The sequence below is a fragment of the Citrobacter sp. wls714 genome (assembly GCF_005281025.1).
GTDB lineage: Bacteria > Pseudomonadota > Gammaproteobacteria > Enterobacterales > Enterobacteriaceae > Citrobacter > Citrobacter werkmanii.
This window is the reverse complement of the sequence record NZ_SZWZ01000024.1, coordinates 1-13,999: the sequence shown is the minus strand read 5'-3', so window position 1 is coordinate 13,999 and position 13,999 is coordinate 1. Positions and strand designations below refer to the sequence as shown.

The window sequence follows — 13,999 nt, the reverse complement described above, 5'->3', positions numbered from 1 at the left end:
GACCGGGCAAACGGATGTTGCCCGGCAGGAGATCAGAACTCGGTTTTTGCAAAGCCTGTCATCTCTTTCAGGCCCATTTCACGGCCAAGTTCGGTCATCGGGTGGACGACAATCAGGCCACGCACGCTTTTCTTCAGCTTACCCATGTCGGCCTGTTCTTTTTTGCTAATGGCACGGCGGAAGGGAAGTTTCGTTAGCTTTTGCGCTTCTTTGCTCAGCTTCTGGCCGTGGACTTCACGCAGGCGTGCGATCTCGGTTTCCAGGGTTTCTTTCTCTTTTTCCAGCTCGGCATATTTGTCTGCTGCTTCAACCAGCGACAGGTCAGCCTGCTGGTGGCGGATAGCGTCCAGACGATCGCTCAGGCGTTTAATTTCGTTTTTTTCGACTTCTTTCATAGGATAGCTTCTGATAAAAATAGAATGTATATCCTATAGTATGCGCGCAGAGCGGGATTCTTCACAACAAATCGAAGATAAATAATCAAATGCCGCAAGTATTAATCAGCTAATGATAATATTACTCTTTTGATTGATAAGGAATTTTAAGCAATAAGATCGGCCATGGCGCTTTCTGTTGGCGGGTTGATAGCGAAGCACGTTTTCCTCAATATAATCGCCCAACCGATCCTAAACTTAAATGATCAACCGCGCAGGCTAAGCGTGGTTAATACATGGAGGAGGGAAGATTATGGCGAAAATAGGTGAGAATGTTTCGGTTCTTATTGATAAGACTGTTGATTTCATGGCCTCAAGCCAGGCTTTTCGCGAGTATCTGAATAAAACACCGCCGCGCAACGTTGTCCCTTCTGAAATACCGCAGGAGAATGCGCAGCTGTATCTGCAACGTCTGGCGTACTATCGACAGCTGTATCGACCGCAGCAGGAAGAGAAATAAGCCTGCATGGACTTATTTTTGAAAGGCTTTTTTTAAGCTGATTTTAGAAATCAGCTCGGTCAGGGAAAGTACCATCGTGGAGCGTACCATTTGCTGGTAGCGCTGGATCTGCATGGCGTGCAAACCTGAGTCTGAGGTATCAAACTGTGGCGGCGGCGGGAGTGCCGTCACGCAGTGAAGCTCGCCAAACGGCCCGAGAATCTCGTCGTCGGTAAACGCATATTCATTGCCGTCGTGATTCAGCTCTTCCCGCAGCGCCATCAGAAGCTCCGCATCTTCATACTCCGGGCGACTGAGTACGCCCAGACCATAGATTAGCTTCAAACGAACCGAAAGATCGCCTAATGGCCCGTCGCCGTCGAGCAATGGTTCTACGGCATATTTCACCGCATAGTCATCTTTGCGAAATACCTGAAGCACAAGGATATTCACCGCCTCAGTGAGCAGTTCTACGGCGGTGATGAGGAAGCTGCGTACGGTTTTGCCAGCATTCAGACGCTCAAGCACACGATTTTCAAAGGCCTGCGTTTGTTCCATTATTGCCTGCATATCTGACAATCTGTCATTCGGGCGCAGGCTGACCTGCGCCACATTCTCTATCATTTGGTTGCGTTATATGCGTTAACCGCCTCCGCCACCACATCACTGTTGGCATCCAGACCGGATACCTGCGCCAGCGCGGCCTGTGGACCTTTTTCGTCAATCAGCGCGGCCAGTTCCTGTGCCTGCGGATCTTCTTCACTGCGATAGTGCATTGCAGCAGCAATACCGCTAACCAGATTAACGTGCGGCAGACCATACTCCAGCGTGCCCAGCAGCGGTTTAATCAGACGGTCGCCTGCGCTCAGTTTACGCAGCGGCTGACGTCCTACGCGCTCAACATCATCTTTCAGATACGGGTTTTCAAAACGACCGAGGATTTTCTGAATGTATGCTGCATGTTTAGCTGCATCAAAGCCATAGCGTTTGATCAGTACCGCGCCGCTCTCTTCCATCGCACCTTTGACCACTGCGCGGATTTTCTCGTCGAGAATCGCGTCACGGATGGTCTGATGACCGGTCAATTTTCCGAGGTACGCGGTTATAGCATGCCCGGTGTTCAGCGTGAAGAGTTTACGTTCGACAAATGCCATCAGGTTATCAGTTAATTCCATTCCCGGGATGTTTGGCAGCTCGCCTTTGAACTGCGTTTGGTCGACAATCCACTCGCTGAATGTTTCAACGGTAACTTCCAGCGGATCGTTGGTCGCAGAAGCAGATGGCGGCACGATGCGATCCACGGCGGAATCGACAAAGCCAACATGTTCTTCAACCCAGCCTTTGTCTTCATCTGCCAGCGCGTTCATGACGTGGCCTTTCAGCTGTGTGGTTCCGCGCACCATGTTTTCACAGGCAATGATATTCAACGGGGTAGAGATGCCCTGCGCTTTGCGTTTTACCAGCCCTTTAGCGATGGCCGGAGCGATACGCTCAAGCACAACCGGACCCACGGCAGTGGTGATTAAATCAACGTGGGCAATCAGGTCGACGACATCATCGCCGATGCTGCTGACGGCGTTGACGCCGGAAACGGTATCAACCTGCTCGTTTTCACCTACAACATGAACCTGATAGCTATGACGGGCATTCAGGGCATCGAGCACGACCTGGTTTACATCCGCAAACGTCAGCTGTATCCCCGCGTCCGCCAGCAGTTTGCCGATAAAGCCACGACCGATATTACCTGCGCCAAAATGTAATGCTTTCATAGTATTAACCTTCATTAATGTTTTTACCCAAGAGGGCTGGGGTGAGGCTTTTCCCTCAACCTAACCCTCTCCACAAGGGAGAGGATATCGCCTTCATATTTCGAACTGCAGATGCGTTGGCTCTCCTCGCTCACCCCAGTCACGTACTTATGTACGCTCCTGGGGATTCACTGTGTTGCCGCCTTCCTGCAGCTCGAACTATTTTGGGGATACTTAACTGTTAAGCTTTTTTACCTGCCAGCAGTTCCAGAACTTCATCCACGCTGGTGGTATGGGCCAGACGTTCGATCACGGATTCATCATCCAGCGCGTTGGTCAGGCTGGTGATGACCTGGATGTGCTCATTGTTACGTGCGGCGATACCAATGACCAGACGGGCAATATCGTCTTCTTCTTCACCGAAGCGTACGCCTTCCGGGTACTGGCAGAACACCACGCCGGTTTTCAGCACGCGATCTTTGGCTTCTACCGTACCGTGCGGTACTGCGATGGATTCACCGAGGTAAGTCGGCGTCAGTTTTTCGCGGTCCAGCATGGCATCGACGTATTCCGGCTCAACATAGCCGCCTTTCACCAGTTGTTCACCGGCAAAGCGAATCGCTTCTTCTTTGTTAGAGGCTTTCCGGCCAAGGAAGATATTTTCCGCACCCAGTTTGAACAGGTGGGTATCACCCTCATCAAAGCTGTCTTTCAGATGATCGCGGACTTTCTCTTCGTTCACGTTGTGGCGCTGTGCAGCGACCAGACGTTCGGTCAGGCTGGTATACAGACCGCTGTCGAGGAAGTTAGTCAGCGAGATGTGCTGTGCCTGAGGCACCTGACGCATCGCACGTTCGGTCAGGTCACGGTGGGTAATGACCAGATCCACATCCGGCGGCAGATTGTTAATCGCGCTGTTGGTGACGGAAATCTGAGACAGACCCGCATCCTGCACTTTCTTACGCAATACGCCTGCGCCCATGGCGCTGGAACCCATACCGGCATCGCAAGCCACGATGATTTTACGTACATGGCTCAGGTCGTTGGTTACGTCGCCAGCCGCCAGCGGAGATGCGCCTTTAGATTCCGCTTTCATGTCCTGCATACGACGGGTCGCCGCATCAATATCGTCTTCTTCTTTCACTTTGCTGGTTTTCAGCAGAATGGCTGAGACCACAAAGGAGACCGCCATGGCGGCACAGATAGCAGCGATGTTGGCGAAGTAAGCGCCTTTTGGCGTCATCGCCAGTACGGCCAGAATCGAGCCAGGAGAAGCCGGAGAAACCAGACCGCCGTTCAGGATGGTCAGGGTGAATACGCCAGTCATACCGCCAAGGATAACGGCCAGGATCAGACGTGGGTTCATCAGCACGTACGGGAAGTAAATTTCGTGGATACCGCCCAGGAAGTGGATGATAGCCGCGCCGCCCGCAGACTGCTTAGCGCTGCCGCGACCAAAGAACATGTACGCCAGCAGGACGCCCATACCCGGACCTGGGTTAGCTTCAATCAGGAAGAAGATGGATTTGCCCATCTCATGGGACTGCTGAATACCCAGCGGTGAGAAAATACCGTGGTTGATGGCGTTGTTGAGGAACAGGATTTTTGCCGGTTCAACGAAGATAGACGCCAGCGGCAGCATGTCATGGACAACCATGAAGTTAACGCCTGCCGCCAGAATTTTGGACAGACCTTCAACCAATGGGCCAATGCCGAGGAAAGCCAGGATGGCGAGGATCATACCGATGATGCCTGCGGAGAAGTTATTCACCAGCATCTCAAAACCGGATTTGATCTTACCGTCTACCCAGTTATCGAATTTCTTGATGCAGTAGCCGCCCAGCGGGCCTGCGATCATGGAGCCAAGGAACATCGGCATATCCGCACCGACGATAACGCCCATGGTGGTGATAGCACCAACCACGCCGCCACGCTCACCGCCTACCAACTTACCACCGGTATAACCGATCAGCAGCGGCAGCAGATAGGTGATCATCGGACCGACCAGCTTCGCCAGCGTTTCGTTCGGCAACCACCCTGTCGGAATAAATAATGCGGTGATAATACCCCACGCGATAAACGCGCCGATATTTGGCATCACCATATTGCTGAGGAATCGACCAAAGCTTTGCACCTTGATCTTAATATCGGATGACATAAAAACACCCCTTCTTATGTTTGCTATCGCGCAGGCTGAAAGCCCGAGGTTTGTTAATGTAGCGGCAGGAGGTAGCCGGACCCTGTAGATACTGCGAAATCTGGCACTGAATCGTTCAACTGTCCAGTCGATGGACTTTTATGTGATGCTTGTCACGTAAATGTAGGGTGTATGGCGTTATTTAATGTGACATCCATCACAAAGTAACGGTACAAAAAAACATCACAGTGCAAGGAATCGCTAAAATTGGCGGTTAAATGTGAACTTCTTCACGTTTTTGTATTTGCTGTTTGTTGGATTTTTGTGATGTGACTCACAAAGTATTTTTGTCTCGGTTTAACCAAATGTGATCTGCGACGGGTTCTGGAACTCACATTTTTCTTGCCAGATAAAGCAACTTAAAACCAGAAAAAATATTTTTTTTATGGTATGGCGAAAACCGCAAACTGCAGTTATGTTCAAAGCATCAGCCAGGATGCATACGGCTGCCGGCATAAAAAAACTCTAATTAGCGTGAATTCGAGGCAGGTATGTTTCTAAATTATTTCGCGTTAGGCGTGCTGATCTTCGTTTTTCTGGTTCTGTTTTACGGAATCATCGCCATCCATGACATTCCCTATAACATCGCTAAAAAGCGCAACCATCCTCATGCCGACGCTATCCATACGGCAGGGTGGGTAAGTCTTTTTACGTTACATGTTATTTGGCCGTTCCTGTGGATTTGGGCCACGCTCTACCAGCCCGAAAAGGGGTGGGGAATGCAGTCGCACATCACGCCGACCGGAAAGGAACCTGACCCTGAGATAGCCGTGCTGGCAGCGCGCATCGCCCAGTTGGAAAAAAAGCTGGATGGGGATAAAAAAATCGATAACTCCACCTTTCCGGAGATTTAATCATGGATTTGTTAATTGTCCTGACTTATGTGGCATTCGCCTGGGCCATCTTTAAAATATTCCGTATTCCGGTAAACCAGTGGACGCTTGCCACCGCAGCATTAGGTGGGGTGTTTATTGTGGCGGGACTCATCTTATTAATGAACTATAACCATCCATATACCTTTACGGCGCAAAAAGCGGTTATTTCAATTCCCGTTACCCCGCAGGTCACAGGAATTGTTAGTGAGGTGACGGATAAAAATAATCAGCTGATTAAAAAAGGCGAAGTGTTATTTAAACTCGATCCTGTGCGTTATCAGGCGCGAGTTGACCGGCTACAGGCTGACCTGGTCACCGCCACCCACAATATCGACAATTTGAAAGCGCAACTGTTGGAAGCGGTCGCGAATACCACTCGCGTGTCTGCGGAACGTGACCGTCTGTATAAAGATTATCAGCGTTATTTGAAGGGTAGCCAGGCGAAGGTTAACCCGTTTTCCGAAAGTGATATCGACAACGCCCGCCAGAACTATCTGGCTCAGGATGCGCTGGTGAAAGGCTCAGTAGCGGAACAGACGCAGATTCAGAGCCAGTTAGACAGTATGGTCAACGGTGAGCAATCCCAGGTCGCCTCCCTGCGCGCCCAGCTTGCCGAAGCCAAATATAATCTTGAGCAGACCGTTGTGCGTGCGCCCAGCAACGGTTACGTGACGCAGGTGCTTATTCGCCCGGGGACTTACGCCGCCGCGTTGCCTCTGCGACCAGTTATGGTATTTATTCCTGAACAAAAACGGCTAATCGTGGCGCAATTTCGCCAGAACTCACTGCTGCGTCTTGAGCCGGGCGATGAGGCAGAAGTGGTATTCAACGCGCTGCCAGGCCAGGTGTTCAGCGGCAAACTAACCAGTATCCTTCCCGTTGTGCCGGGAGGTTCTTATCAGGCGCAGGGGGCATTACAGTCCTTAACGGTGGTGCCGGGGACCGATGGCGTACTGGCAACCATTGAACTGGATCCGAATGCCGATGTGGAGGCGCTACCGGACGGTATCTATGCCCAGGTAGCGATCTATTCCGACCATTTCGCCCACGTGTCGGTGATGCGTAAAGTGCTGCTGCGCATGACCAGTTGGATGCATTACCTTTATTTGGATCATTGAGTTGATATTGGATTACACGGATAGAAATTTAACCAAGGTTAAGTGAATTGTTCATGTGTTGTAAATAGCAATTCATTTACCTTGGATGTTGAATATGTTTAATTAAGGTTATTCTTTTTTTCCCTCCACCATTCAATCTGACTCATATCCTCGGATATTTATTGACTTACAATAGTCACACTGATCATTTTCGTAAGGCATAGAGGAAGTATCGATTGCTTAATAAATTATCTATCAGAGTCTGTTTAAACAGCATCTTATTTTTTCTTAAACCTTTCTACCCAGTCAGGGAGAGTACAGCCCAGTCTCTTTATCCCGCAGCTACCCTGGCAACCGGATTAACTATTGCAGATTATTTGGACTATCCTCTCGCAGGATAGTCCCTCATTCGTCATACTCCGTACGCCACATGATGGTTCCACCATACTGATACTATCTCTGTTACAGTGGCTCGCTGATACGGACAAGCTGTCTGCCGTCGATATAAGTGTATTACCGGCGGCAGATTATCCGGCTTAAACCGGTTTGCCTGTCCCTGCTCGCTGTATGCCTGTAACGTCTCATGCTGCCATAACAGCGCCCCCTCCGGGTTCAGAATCCGCTGTTGCTCTGCTATCACCTCACCGGCCCGGTTGTATTGATAATGCACGCTGATTTGATGTCCGTGGCTGATGTGCGAAATTCTGTAGAGGATCACTGCAATCCTTCCAGTGACAAAAAGCTCCTGGTATACAATGTAGATCTGTTCATAGATTGGACCTTAAGGAAAAAATCCATTATTTCAATATATAGGTACAGTGAATTAAACATAAATTGCTTAAAAAACGGCCAAAGAAGCTTGAAATAGATCATCTTTTTCCTTTTTTTTCCCGCTGCAACTCTATAAACATACAAGTGTGCGTTTGAGGCATCATATCTACCGTCTTCGGTATTCAGACTGATTACTCTATATTTATTAACTTCCCATTATCAAACTGAAAGTGAAAACTATCAAATTCTATCCCTTTTCCGTCATCATTTTTTTTCAGGATAATTATATCCTCAGGATGTTTCTCAACTTCAATCATCAGTTTTCGATATATATCACCTTCGTATTTCCCATACCATTCACGTTCAATAATGTTTGTAATAATAGTTCTGGCTCTCATCTCTGAATCTAAACTTGCATTGACATATGCAAGCGTAATTGTCCGATCTATCCACAAATATGCAAAAAAAAGCATAAAAAAGAAGTTAATATTAATAGCATTGAAAGTATTATTGTTGACGTCCTCATTATTTACCTTCCTTAAATGCATTTTCGGAAAAGGTTCTGCAATGATTAGACGAAAATGGATTCCAGCTATATTTATCTCTGTCCTTGTTGCTAGCTATTTTGTTAATGTAATCATAGGTAGCTTGCTGATCAGCATTCTTATCACAAGTCAACTCTACACGATTATTATGTCCTACTACAGAAGACAGAGATTCTTTTAATTTATTCCAGGACTCATCTGTAGGATTTCCGTCATTTCCCATGGTTAAATTAGGTATGCTAATTTTTCGAACATTTCCATCATCTGTTGGTAATTTTACACCTGTAACTCCTTTAGTCGATGGCGCATATCTACCATATTCATAATAACCAGTCACTCCTTTATTATCATAATCCAGAATCCCTCCATGTCCACTTAACCATGTGCTGGTCTTTCCTGGTGAATATTCAATAGGGTAGTCGGGGAATAAAACTTTACATACGGCAAGTCCCAGCGGATCAACAAACTGCACCGGATTAAGCGGATAAGTATAAGGATTTAACCCCCCTTTCAGCCCTATCGGGTCCTGCGTGATATATCGTCCCTGCTGCGAGTCATAGTAACGATACCGATTGTAGTACAGGTCGCACTCATCGTCATATTCCTCGCTCCATGTAATGCTGTTGTCAGGATTAATCAGTGTCAGCTGCAGCCCACGGTGTATCATTGTAAATCAACAGCTATTACTTTGCCGCCGGAGTAAGTGAAAAGTACAGTACCAACATAAGTACCCTCGCCAGATTTCTTGATCACCTCTAGGTCTGCTTGCTTTGCCGCAAGTAATACCTGCTCCTGTGAGGTTGACTTCAGTAATAAGGGTAGTAATTTTTTCAGATCGGAGGCCTGCTGATTCCGGTAATGAATTTCATCCATCCCGTAAGTTGTCATCACTCCCAAATCAAATACTCTATAAAGCAAAACAGCATTTATCAAGATCGAGCACAACAGCGCAAGTCTAATTATTTTCTCCATCACATAGTCCCCTACGAAATTATTTTTCACCCGCTGTTGCAGCATCATGTGCAAATGTCTTGCAATTATTCCCTATCAGGCTATAACAGTCATGTTTTTTACTAAAATCTTCGGCGTATTTATTCGCGTTGTTGTAATTTGTATCAGAGTAATAAGTTGGCGTTACGGTCGAATCATGTCCATATTTTTCCGAGGTGAATTTATACAGTGCATCTAGCGACTCTTTGGTTGGTTGCCCATCTTTACCCATGCTTAAGTCTGGAACAGGCCTCCGTCTTACATTCCCGCACTCTTTGTCTGTGTAGCGACCAAATTCATAATACTGAGTTTTTCCTGTTTTAGGATCAACAGTAACAACCGCACCATGACCGAGAGGCAAATTGAACCCCATTCCGGTATTAACTGGGTAATAATCGTAGTTAATTTGTATCGCATCCAACCCCAAGGGATCAATCCCCTGTATCGGATTTAAAGGATACTGGTACAGATTCCACCCACCTTCCAACCCTATCGGATCCTGGGTGATATACCTCCCTAATAACGGATCATAGTAACGATGACGATTATAGTACAGCCCCGTCTCCTCATCATACTGCTGTCCCGGCAGGCGAATGAGCTGTTTCAGATTGTGCGGGTTATTCTCACTGAGCATATTACCCCATGCATCATATTCTGCTGACCAGTCGATTTTTCCGTCGCTGTTTATCAGCGCCAGCGGCAGTCCCCGGTGTTCGCAGTGGTACAGGTGGATTTTACGCAGCGGCGTGTATTCCGGCTCCATCTGGTTTTTCATCTGCTCCGGTGTTAACCCGCACTGCGCCAGCCACTGCTGATTCGCTGTGCTGATTTCGCCACGCCGCAGTTCGGCTTCCAGCCCGTCCAGCATCGCCACCAGTTCCGGCACAAACGTCATTCCCGCATCCTGCTGGAGCTTTTCCGCCAGCGTGCGGTGCGCTGCTTTTGCCAGCTCAGCCATGTCCGTTTCAATACGGATTAACGGCGTAAAGCTGTCCGGCGTGTAAATCGTCTGGATACGGCTGTGGTTCGTCTGCGTGGTTGTCAGCCTGTCGCCGTCCCAGCCGTACCACGTCACCTCCGGGGTGGGGTTCAGCCAGAGAGAGTCCTTCCCGGTGAGGCTTTCCCGTTCAGTCTGGCTTTTCCATATCCGTTTACCGACGCGGCGGCCCAGCGGGTCGTACAGGTAACGGCTTTCCAGCAGTGGCTGTCCCTGCTGCGCACGGACGTAATGCGCCAGCCGGTGCCGGTTATCGTAGTGATAATGGTGGCTGTGGCTGCCGCCGTCGCGGATGCGGCGCTCGTCTTTTTCTGTCAGCCTGCCGTGTTCGTCATGGTGGTAAAACCCGCGCACATCCTCGCTGATACGGTTATCCGGGAATCGGGCAGGCAGCGCCGGGTTCTGTTGCCGGTCTGCAATCCGGTTACCCGCCGGGTCGGTGAAGTACTCTGTGGTTGCCCCGCCGGGGGTAAGCTGTACCTGGCTCAGTCGGCCCGCGTCGTCATACTGATACTGTCGTTGTTGCAGTGGCCCGCTGATACGGACAAGCTGTCCGCCGTCGTTATATGTGTATTCCCGGTTCAGCTCCGTCATATTCAGCGTGTGGCGCTGCAACTGCCCGCCAGCGTTGTATGCGCTGGCACGTTCATATGTCCCGAAGCTGCGCAGCGTCTCCCGGTGCAGGCGGTCGCGGGTGAAGTCGATAAGCGGTGTGTCGCCGAGCTTCATCCCCGCCAGATAACCGCTGCCGTAAGTCAGCCACTCCACCGGGGGAAGGTGGTCGGGCGTGGTTTTATTCGCCAGTCCGTTCGGATAATCGTGCTGTGTGAGGTGCTCCCACAGCAGTTCATTCGTCTGCGGGGCGTGGACGGTCTGCCGCTCGCGGCTCATCCGGCCTTTATCATCATAGCCGTAGTGCACGGCGACGCGGTGACCGTCGCTGAGATGGCTGATTTCCGTCAGCCAGCCGCGCTCGTCGTACTGCCACTGTTCCGCCGGTTCGCCGTTCACCGTGCGGTGCGTCAGGCGGTCGGCTTCATCGTAATGCCAGAGCGTGACCAGGCTTTCGTCTTCGCTGCGGATAAGCTGCCCGCTGAGGCTGTAGCCATAACGCTGCGTTCTGCCGTCAAACCCCGATTCCTGCGTCAGCCTGTCCATCACATCATAAGCAAACGTCGTGGTGGCGCGGTTCTCGTTAATCAGCGAGGTGACGCGTCCGGCAGCATCGTATGTTATCTGCCGCGTCAGGCCGCCTTCGGTTATGCCGACCGGTCTGCCGGATGTGTCATACTGCGTTTCGCTGCGGCTGCCGTCAGGAGAGATGACTGCCGTCAGGTCGCCCGCCAGGCTGTATTCATAGCGCGTTTCCCGGCCTTGTGCATCCTTCCGGCTGATGAGTCTGCCCCGGTCATCGTAAGCAGAATAAACGCTCAGCCCTTCCTCGTGGTGAACCGCCGTTATCTGTCCGAAACGGTTATATTCATAACGGGTTTCGTAGCCTGAACAGTCGGTGAAGGTGAGCAACTGCCCGTAACGGCTCCATGTCATCTGTTTCCTGCTGCCGGTGGCGTCTTCAGTGGCTGCTGGCAATGCACTGTGTGGGCTATCATAAAAATAGCGGGTAGTGCTGCCGTCGCGTCGGATGTCGGTGGTGAGCCTGCCCTGTGCGTCATATTCCTGCTGGCTCTGGAGGCAGTCCGGGTACACGGTATCCGTTAACTGGCGCTGGCTGTTGTAGTAAAATTCTGTCTGCCTGCCGTCCGGCATGATGATTTCTTTCAACTGACCGGAGCCAGGACTCAGGCGATACTCTGTCTTGCGACCTGCCGCATCGGTCTGTGTGATAAGTCTGCCTGCCGGATCGTACTCGCTGTGAATGGCGCTGCCGTCTGCGCGCTCCTGTTTCACCACCCGCTTCAGGCCGCCTTCGCCTGTTGTATGCAACACCTCCTGGCGGTTGAGGCTGTCGGTGAGGGTGATGCGGTTCTGTTCATACGCGTAGGTATAGCTTAAGCCCTGTGGATTTCGCTGTTCCGTCACCCGCCCGGACGCATCATAGCGGTACTGTATCTCCGGCCTGCCCGCATAGCGGTGTGCCACCATTTGCCCCGGATGCGACGGGTCATACGTAAACCCGCGTACTGCTGTGCCGCTGCGATCATATACCGTTTTCAGCTCCCCACGCGGGGAATAGTCATAACGCGCCAGCGGGGCGGCAGGCAGGTTGTCCGGGTATTCCGGGTCGTGCGTCAGCCACACTTCCGTCAGACGGAGGCCGTGGTCTGCACCGTAGGCTGTGGAGGGCAGGACGTCCGGAAAGGGAAGGGGGGTTGCACCGTTGGCGACTGACTGTTTTCGGTGCTGGTCCGCCCGCTGCGCCTGCGTGGTCAGCACCAGCCGGAAGCGGCGTCCTGCGCCATCCGTCACGGCGGTGATTTCCCCGCTGAATTCACCGGATGTCGCACGATGGAAGTTCTGGGCGCGCCCAAAACTGTCGGCAAGCCCGGTCAGTACCCGGTATGGCGGTAGTGGCGCGGGTAGTGCCTCTTCCGGGGTGGGAGTGCGCTCAGACCAGCCCAGAATCCACCACGGACCCTGAACACTGTTGGTCGCCAGATACACGTGTGGACTGGTGCGGATGTCTTCCGGCAACGACTGCCAGAGTGTGTGCAGCGGGTTACTGTCATGCAGCGCTGGCACACCACCCCGCACCAGCCAGAGCGATTCGCTGCGGCTGAAGGCGGATTCACCGGGAAACAGCGGGTTGAAATGAATGCTTCTGCCGCCGTTGTCGTTAAGTATCAGTTCGTCATCACGTATCTGTAAGCGAATAGCAAAGGGCGCTTTCCAGCCGGGACCCAAAATGCCCACGGGCGCGGGCGTTTTCGTCCGGTAGCTGCTGTAAGTTCTTGAAAGTACAAATGGCAGCGGGCCGGGCAGGGAAAAATCGGTTTCACCGGGCTGTACCTTGGCACCCAGTAACGGGTTAACCGGATTTCCGGAGGTCATGCCGCCCGGGCAGACCGAACAGGCCACGCCGGTCGGTGCGCCAATCATTACGCCCGGAGATCCCTGAACAATCGGCCCCCCGATTGCAGTCATGTCGCCCATCCGGGCGGCGGGTTTTCCGCTCATAGCCAAATCCTTCTGAATTTCCGGGTTTAATTTTTATTGCGTTACACAGCAGGTAACCGGGTTTTCACTGACTCAGCACTGCCAGATATCCGGCGGCAAGTTCGCTAATTTATTTCGGTGCTTTCGGCGGGTCTTCTGCTGCGCCGCAGTTCCAGTTAATCATCAGCGCGTCGCCGCTGAGCGTCTGCATACCCTGGAGGTTAATCGCCGTACCGTTCAGGAAGATTTTGCCGTCCTGCGTCAGTACCAGTCGCGCCTGTCCACAGCGCAGTTCCAGATGTTCTCCTGCGGAGTACACAGCCACTTTGCCGGTGCTCTCGGTTTTGCTTTTACCCACAGTGAAGGTGACATTCTCTCCGATGCTGACGTCATAACCCTTCCCGACCAGCAGCGATTTCTGAATCCCGACCTGTGAAGACTGCATCATCGCCACCGAGGTGTTCATTACGCCTCCCACGGTAGTCTGGTACGCGACACCTACCGTCAACGCCCGCGCCATACCCACCGTTTCGGCCTGGTTCAGGCCGACGGTAATACTCTGGTTTTGCCCCACCGTTTCCTGCTGGTTCTGCACCACCGTCTGTACCTGATTCTGCTTTACGGTGATAACCTGGTTGCCGCCGATGGTCTCACGATGGTTGGCGGTGACATCAGTGGTACGGTTGTTCAGCACTTCCGTATCCATGTTCTTCTGCGCATGGATATAAACCTGCTCCTGGCCCGTCGCATCCTCAAAACGCAGCTCGTTAAATCCACCGCCTTTGTAGGTTT

General features: G+C 51.4%; 10 protein-coding genes and 2 pseudogenes. 3 read left to right on the top strand and 9 right to left on the bottom strand.

The genetic code is table 11. From position 1 onward, the window contains the following. Positions 1-32 precede the first annotated feature (32 nt). Positions 33-395 carry a YibL family ribosome-associated protein gene (locus FDX11_RS02190; protein ID WP_042311608.1) on the bottom strand — a complete coding sequence of 121 codons (363 nt, stop codon included), beginning with the start codon at positions 393-395 and terminating at the stop codon, positions 33-35. Positions 396-687: 292 nt separating this feature from the next. Here FDX11_RS02190 and FDX11_RS02185 point away from each other — a divergent pair, with 292 nt between their 5' ends. Beyond that, positions 688-894, top strand: a complete 207-nt coding sequence (locus FDX11_RS02185) for a hypothetical protein (protein ID WP_003827334.1) — start codon at positions 688-690, stop codon at positions 892-894. 12 nt (positions 895-906) lie between these two features. Here FDX11_RS02185 and mtlR read toward each other — a convergent pair whose 3' ends face one another. From mtlR to mtlA, 3 genes are all read right to left on the bottom strand, one after another. Continuing rightward, positions 907-1,497: a mannitol operon repressor MtlR gene (gene mtlR / locus FDX11_RS02180; protein ID WP_005120486.1), complete on the bottom strand. Its 591-nt coding sequence runs from the start codon at positions 1,495-1,497 to the stop codon at positions 907-909. Continuing rightward, on the bottom strand, positions 1,494-2,642 hold the full coding sequence (gene mtlD / locus FDX11_RS02175) for a mannitol-1-phosphate 5-dehydrogenase (RefSeq protein WP_137397410.1): 1,149 nt from the start codon (positions 2,640-2,642) through the stop codon (positions 1,494-1,496). Before mtlD ends, mtlR begins: the two co-directional genes overlap by 4 nt. A 220-nt stretch (positions 2,643-2,862) precedes the next feature. Further along, complete coding sequence (gene mtlA, locus FDX11_RS02170; RefSeq protein ID WP_038635284.1) at positions 2,863-4,779, bottom strand: PTS mannitol transporter subunit IICBA; 1,917 nt, start codon at positions 4,777-4,779, stop codon at positions 2,863-2,865. Positions 4,780-5,309: 530 nt separating this feature from the next. Between mtlA and FDX11_RS02160 the strand changes: the two genes are divergently transcribed. Together FDX11_RS02160 and FDX11_RS02155 are read left to right on the top strand one after the other, a co-directional pair. Beyond that, positions 5,310-5,672, top strand: a complete 363-nt coding sequence (locus tag FDX11_RS02160; protein WP_069323722.1) for a DUF3302 domain-containing protein — start codon at positions 5,310-5,312, stop codon at positions 5,670-5,672. A gap of 2 nt (positions 5,673-5,674) precedes the next feature. Continuing rightward, positions 5,675-6,811, top strand: coding sequence for an HlyD family secretion protein (locus FDX11_RS02155; protein ID WP_137397409.1), 1,137 nt, complete (start codon positions 5,675-5,677; stop codon positions 6,809-6,811). A 941-nt stretch (positions 6,812-7,752) separates the two neighbouring features. On the opposite strand, the gene FDX11_RS02150 is transcribed toward FDX11_RS02155, so the two are convergent. The 5 genes and pseudogenes from FDX11_RS02150 to FDX11_RS02130 form a co-directional block, all read right to left on the bottom strand. Next, positions 7,753-8,109: an Imm58 family immunity protein gene (locus FDX11_RS02150; RefSeq protein WP_137397408.1), complete on the bottom strand. Its 357-nt coding sequence runs from the start codon at positions 8,107-8,109 to the stop codon at positions 7,753-7,755. Between the two features lie 435 nt (positions 8,110-8,544). Next, a pseudogene (locus FDX11_RS25705) lies at positions 8,545-8,707 on the bottom strand (RHS repeat-associated core domain-containing protein); the annotation flags it as partial. A gap of 62 nt (positions 8,708-8,769) precedes the next feature. Then, positions 8,770-9,126 carry a hypothetical protein gene (locus FDX11_RS02140; RefSeq protein WP_137397406.1) on the bottom strand — a complete coding sequence of 119 codons (357 nt, stop codon included), beginning with the start codon at positions 9,124-9,126 and terminating at the stop codon, positions 8,770-8,772. Next, a complete protein-coding gene (locus FDX11_RS02135) occupies positions 9,098-13,228 on the bottom strand; it encodes an RHS element core protein (protein WP_137397405.1) in 4,131 nt (1,376 codons plus the stop codon). The genes FDX11_RS02140 and FDX11_RS02135 overlap by 29 nt, the downstream gene beginning before the upstream one ends. 109 nt (positions 13,229-13,337) lie before the next feature. Next, positions 13,338-13,999: pseudogene (locus FDX11_RS02130) on the bottom strand (type VI secretion system tip protein VgrG); the annotation flags it as partial.

Coding starts and splice junctions, on each gene's coding strand:
- mtlA (WP_038635284.1), bottom strand. CDS start 4,779: ATGTCATCCGATATTAAGATCAAGGTGCAAAGCTTTGGTCGATTCCTC.
- FDX11_RS02155 (WP_137397409.1), top strand. CDS start 5,675: ATGGATTTGTTAATTGTCCTGACTTATGTGGCATTCGCCTGGGCCATC.
- FDX11_RS02185 (WP_003827334.1), top strand. CDS start 688: ATGGCGAAAATAGGTGAGAATGTTTCGGTTCTTATTGATAAGACTGTT.
- mtlD (WP_137397410.1), bottom strand. CDS start 2,642: ATGAAAGCATTACATTTTGGCGCAGGTAATATCGGTCGTGGCTTTATC.
- FDX11_RS02135 (WP_137397405.1), bottom strand. CDS start 13,228: ATGAGCGGAAAACCCGCCGCCCGGATGGGCGACATGACTGCAATCGGG.
- mtlR (WP_005120486.1), bottom strand. CDS start 1,497: ATGATAGAGAATGTGGCGCAGGTCAGCCTGCGCCCGAATGACAGATTG.
- FDX11_RS02160 (WP_069323722.1), top strand. CDS start 5,310: ATGTTTCTAAATTATTTCGCGTTAGGCGTGCTGATCTTCGTTTTTCTG.
- FDX11_RS02150 (WP_137397408.1), bottom strand. CDS start 8,109: ATGCATTTAAGGAAGGTAAATAATGAGGACGTCAACAATAATACTTTC.
- FDX11_RS02190 (WP_042311608.1), bottom strand. CDS start 395: ATGAAAGAAGTCGAAAAAAACGAAATTAAACGCCTGAGCGATCGTCTG.
- FDX11_RS02140 (WP_137397406.1), bottom strand. CDS start 9,126: ATGATGCTGCAACAGCGGGTGAAAAATAATTTCGTAGGGGACTATGTG.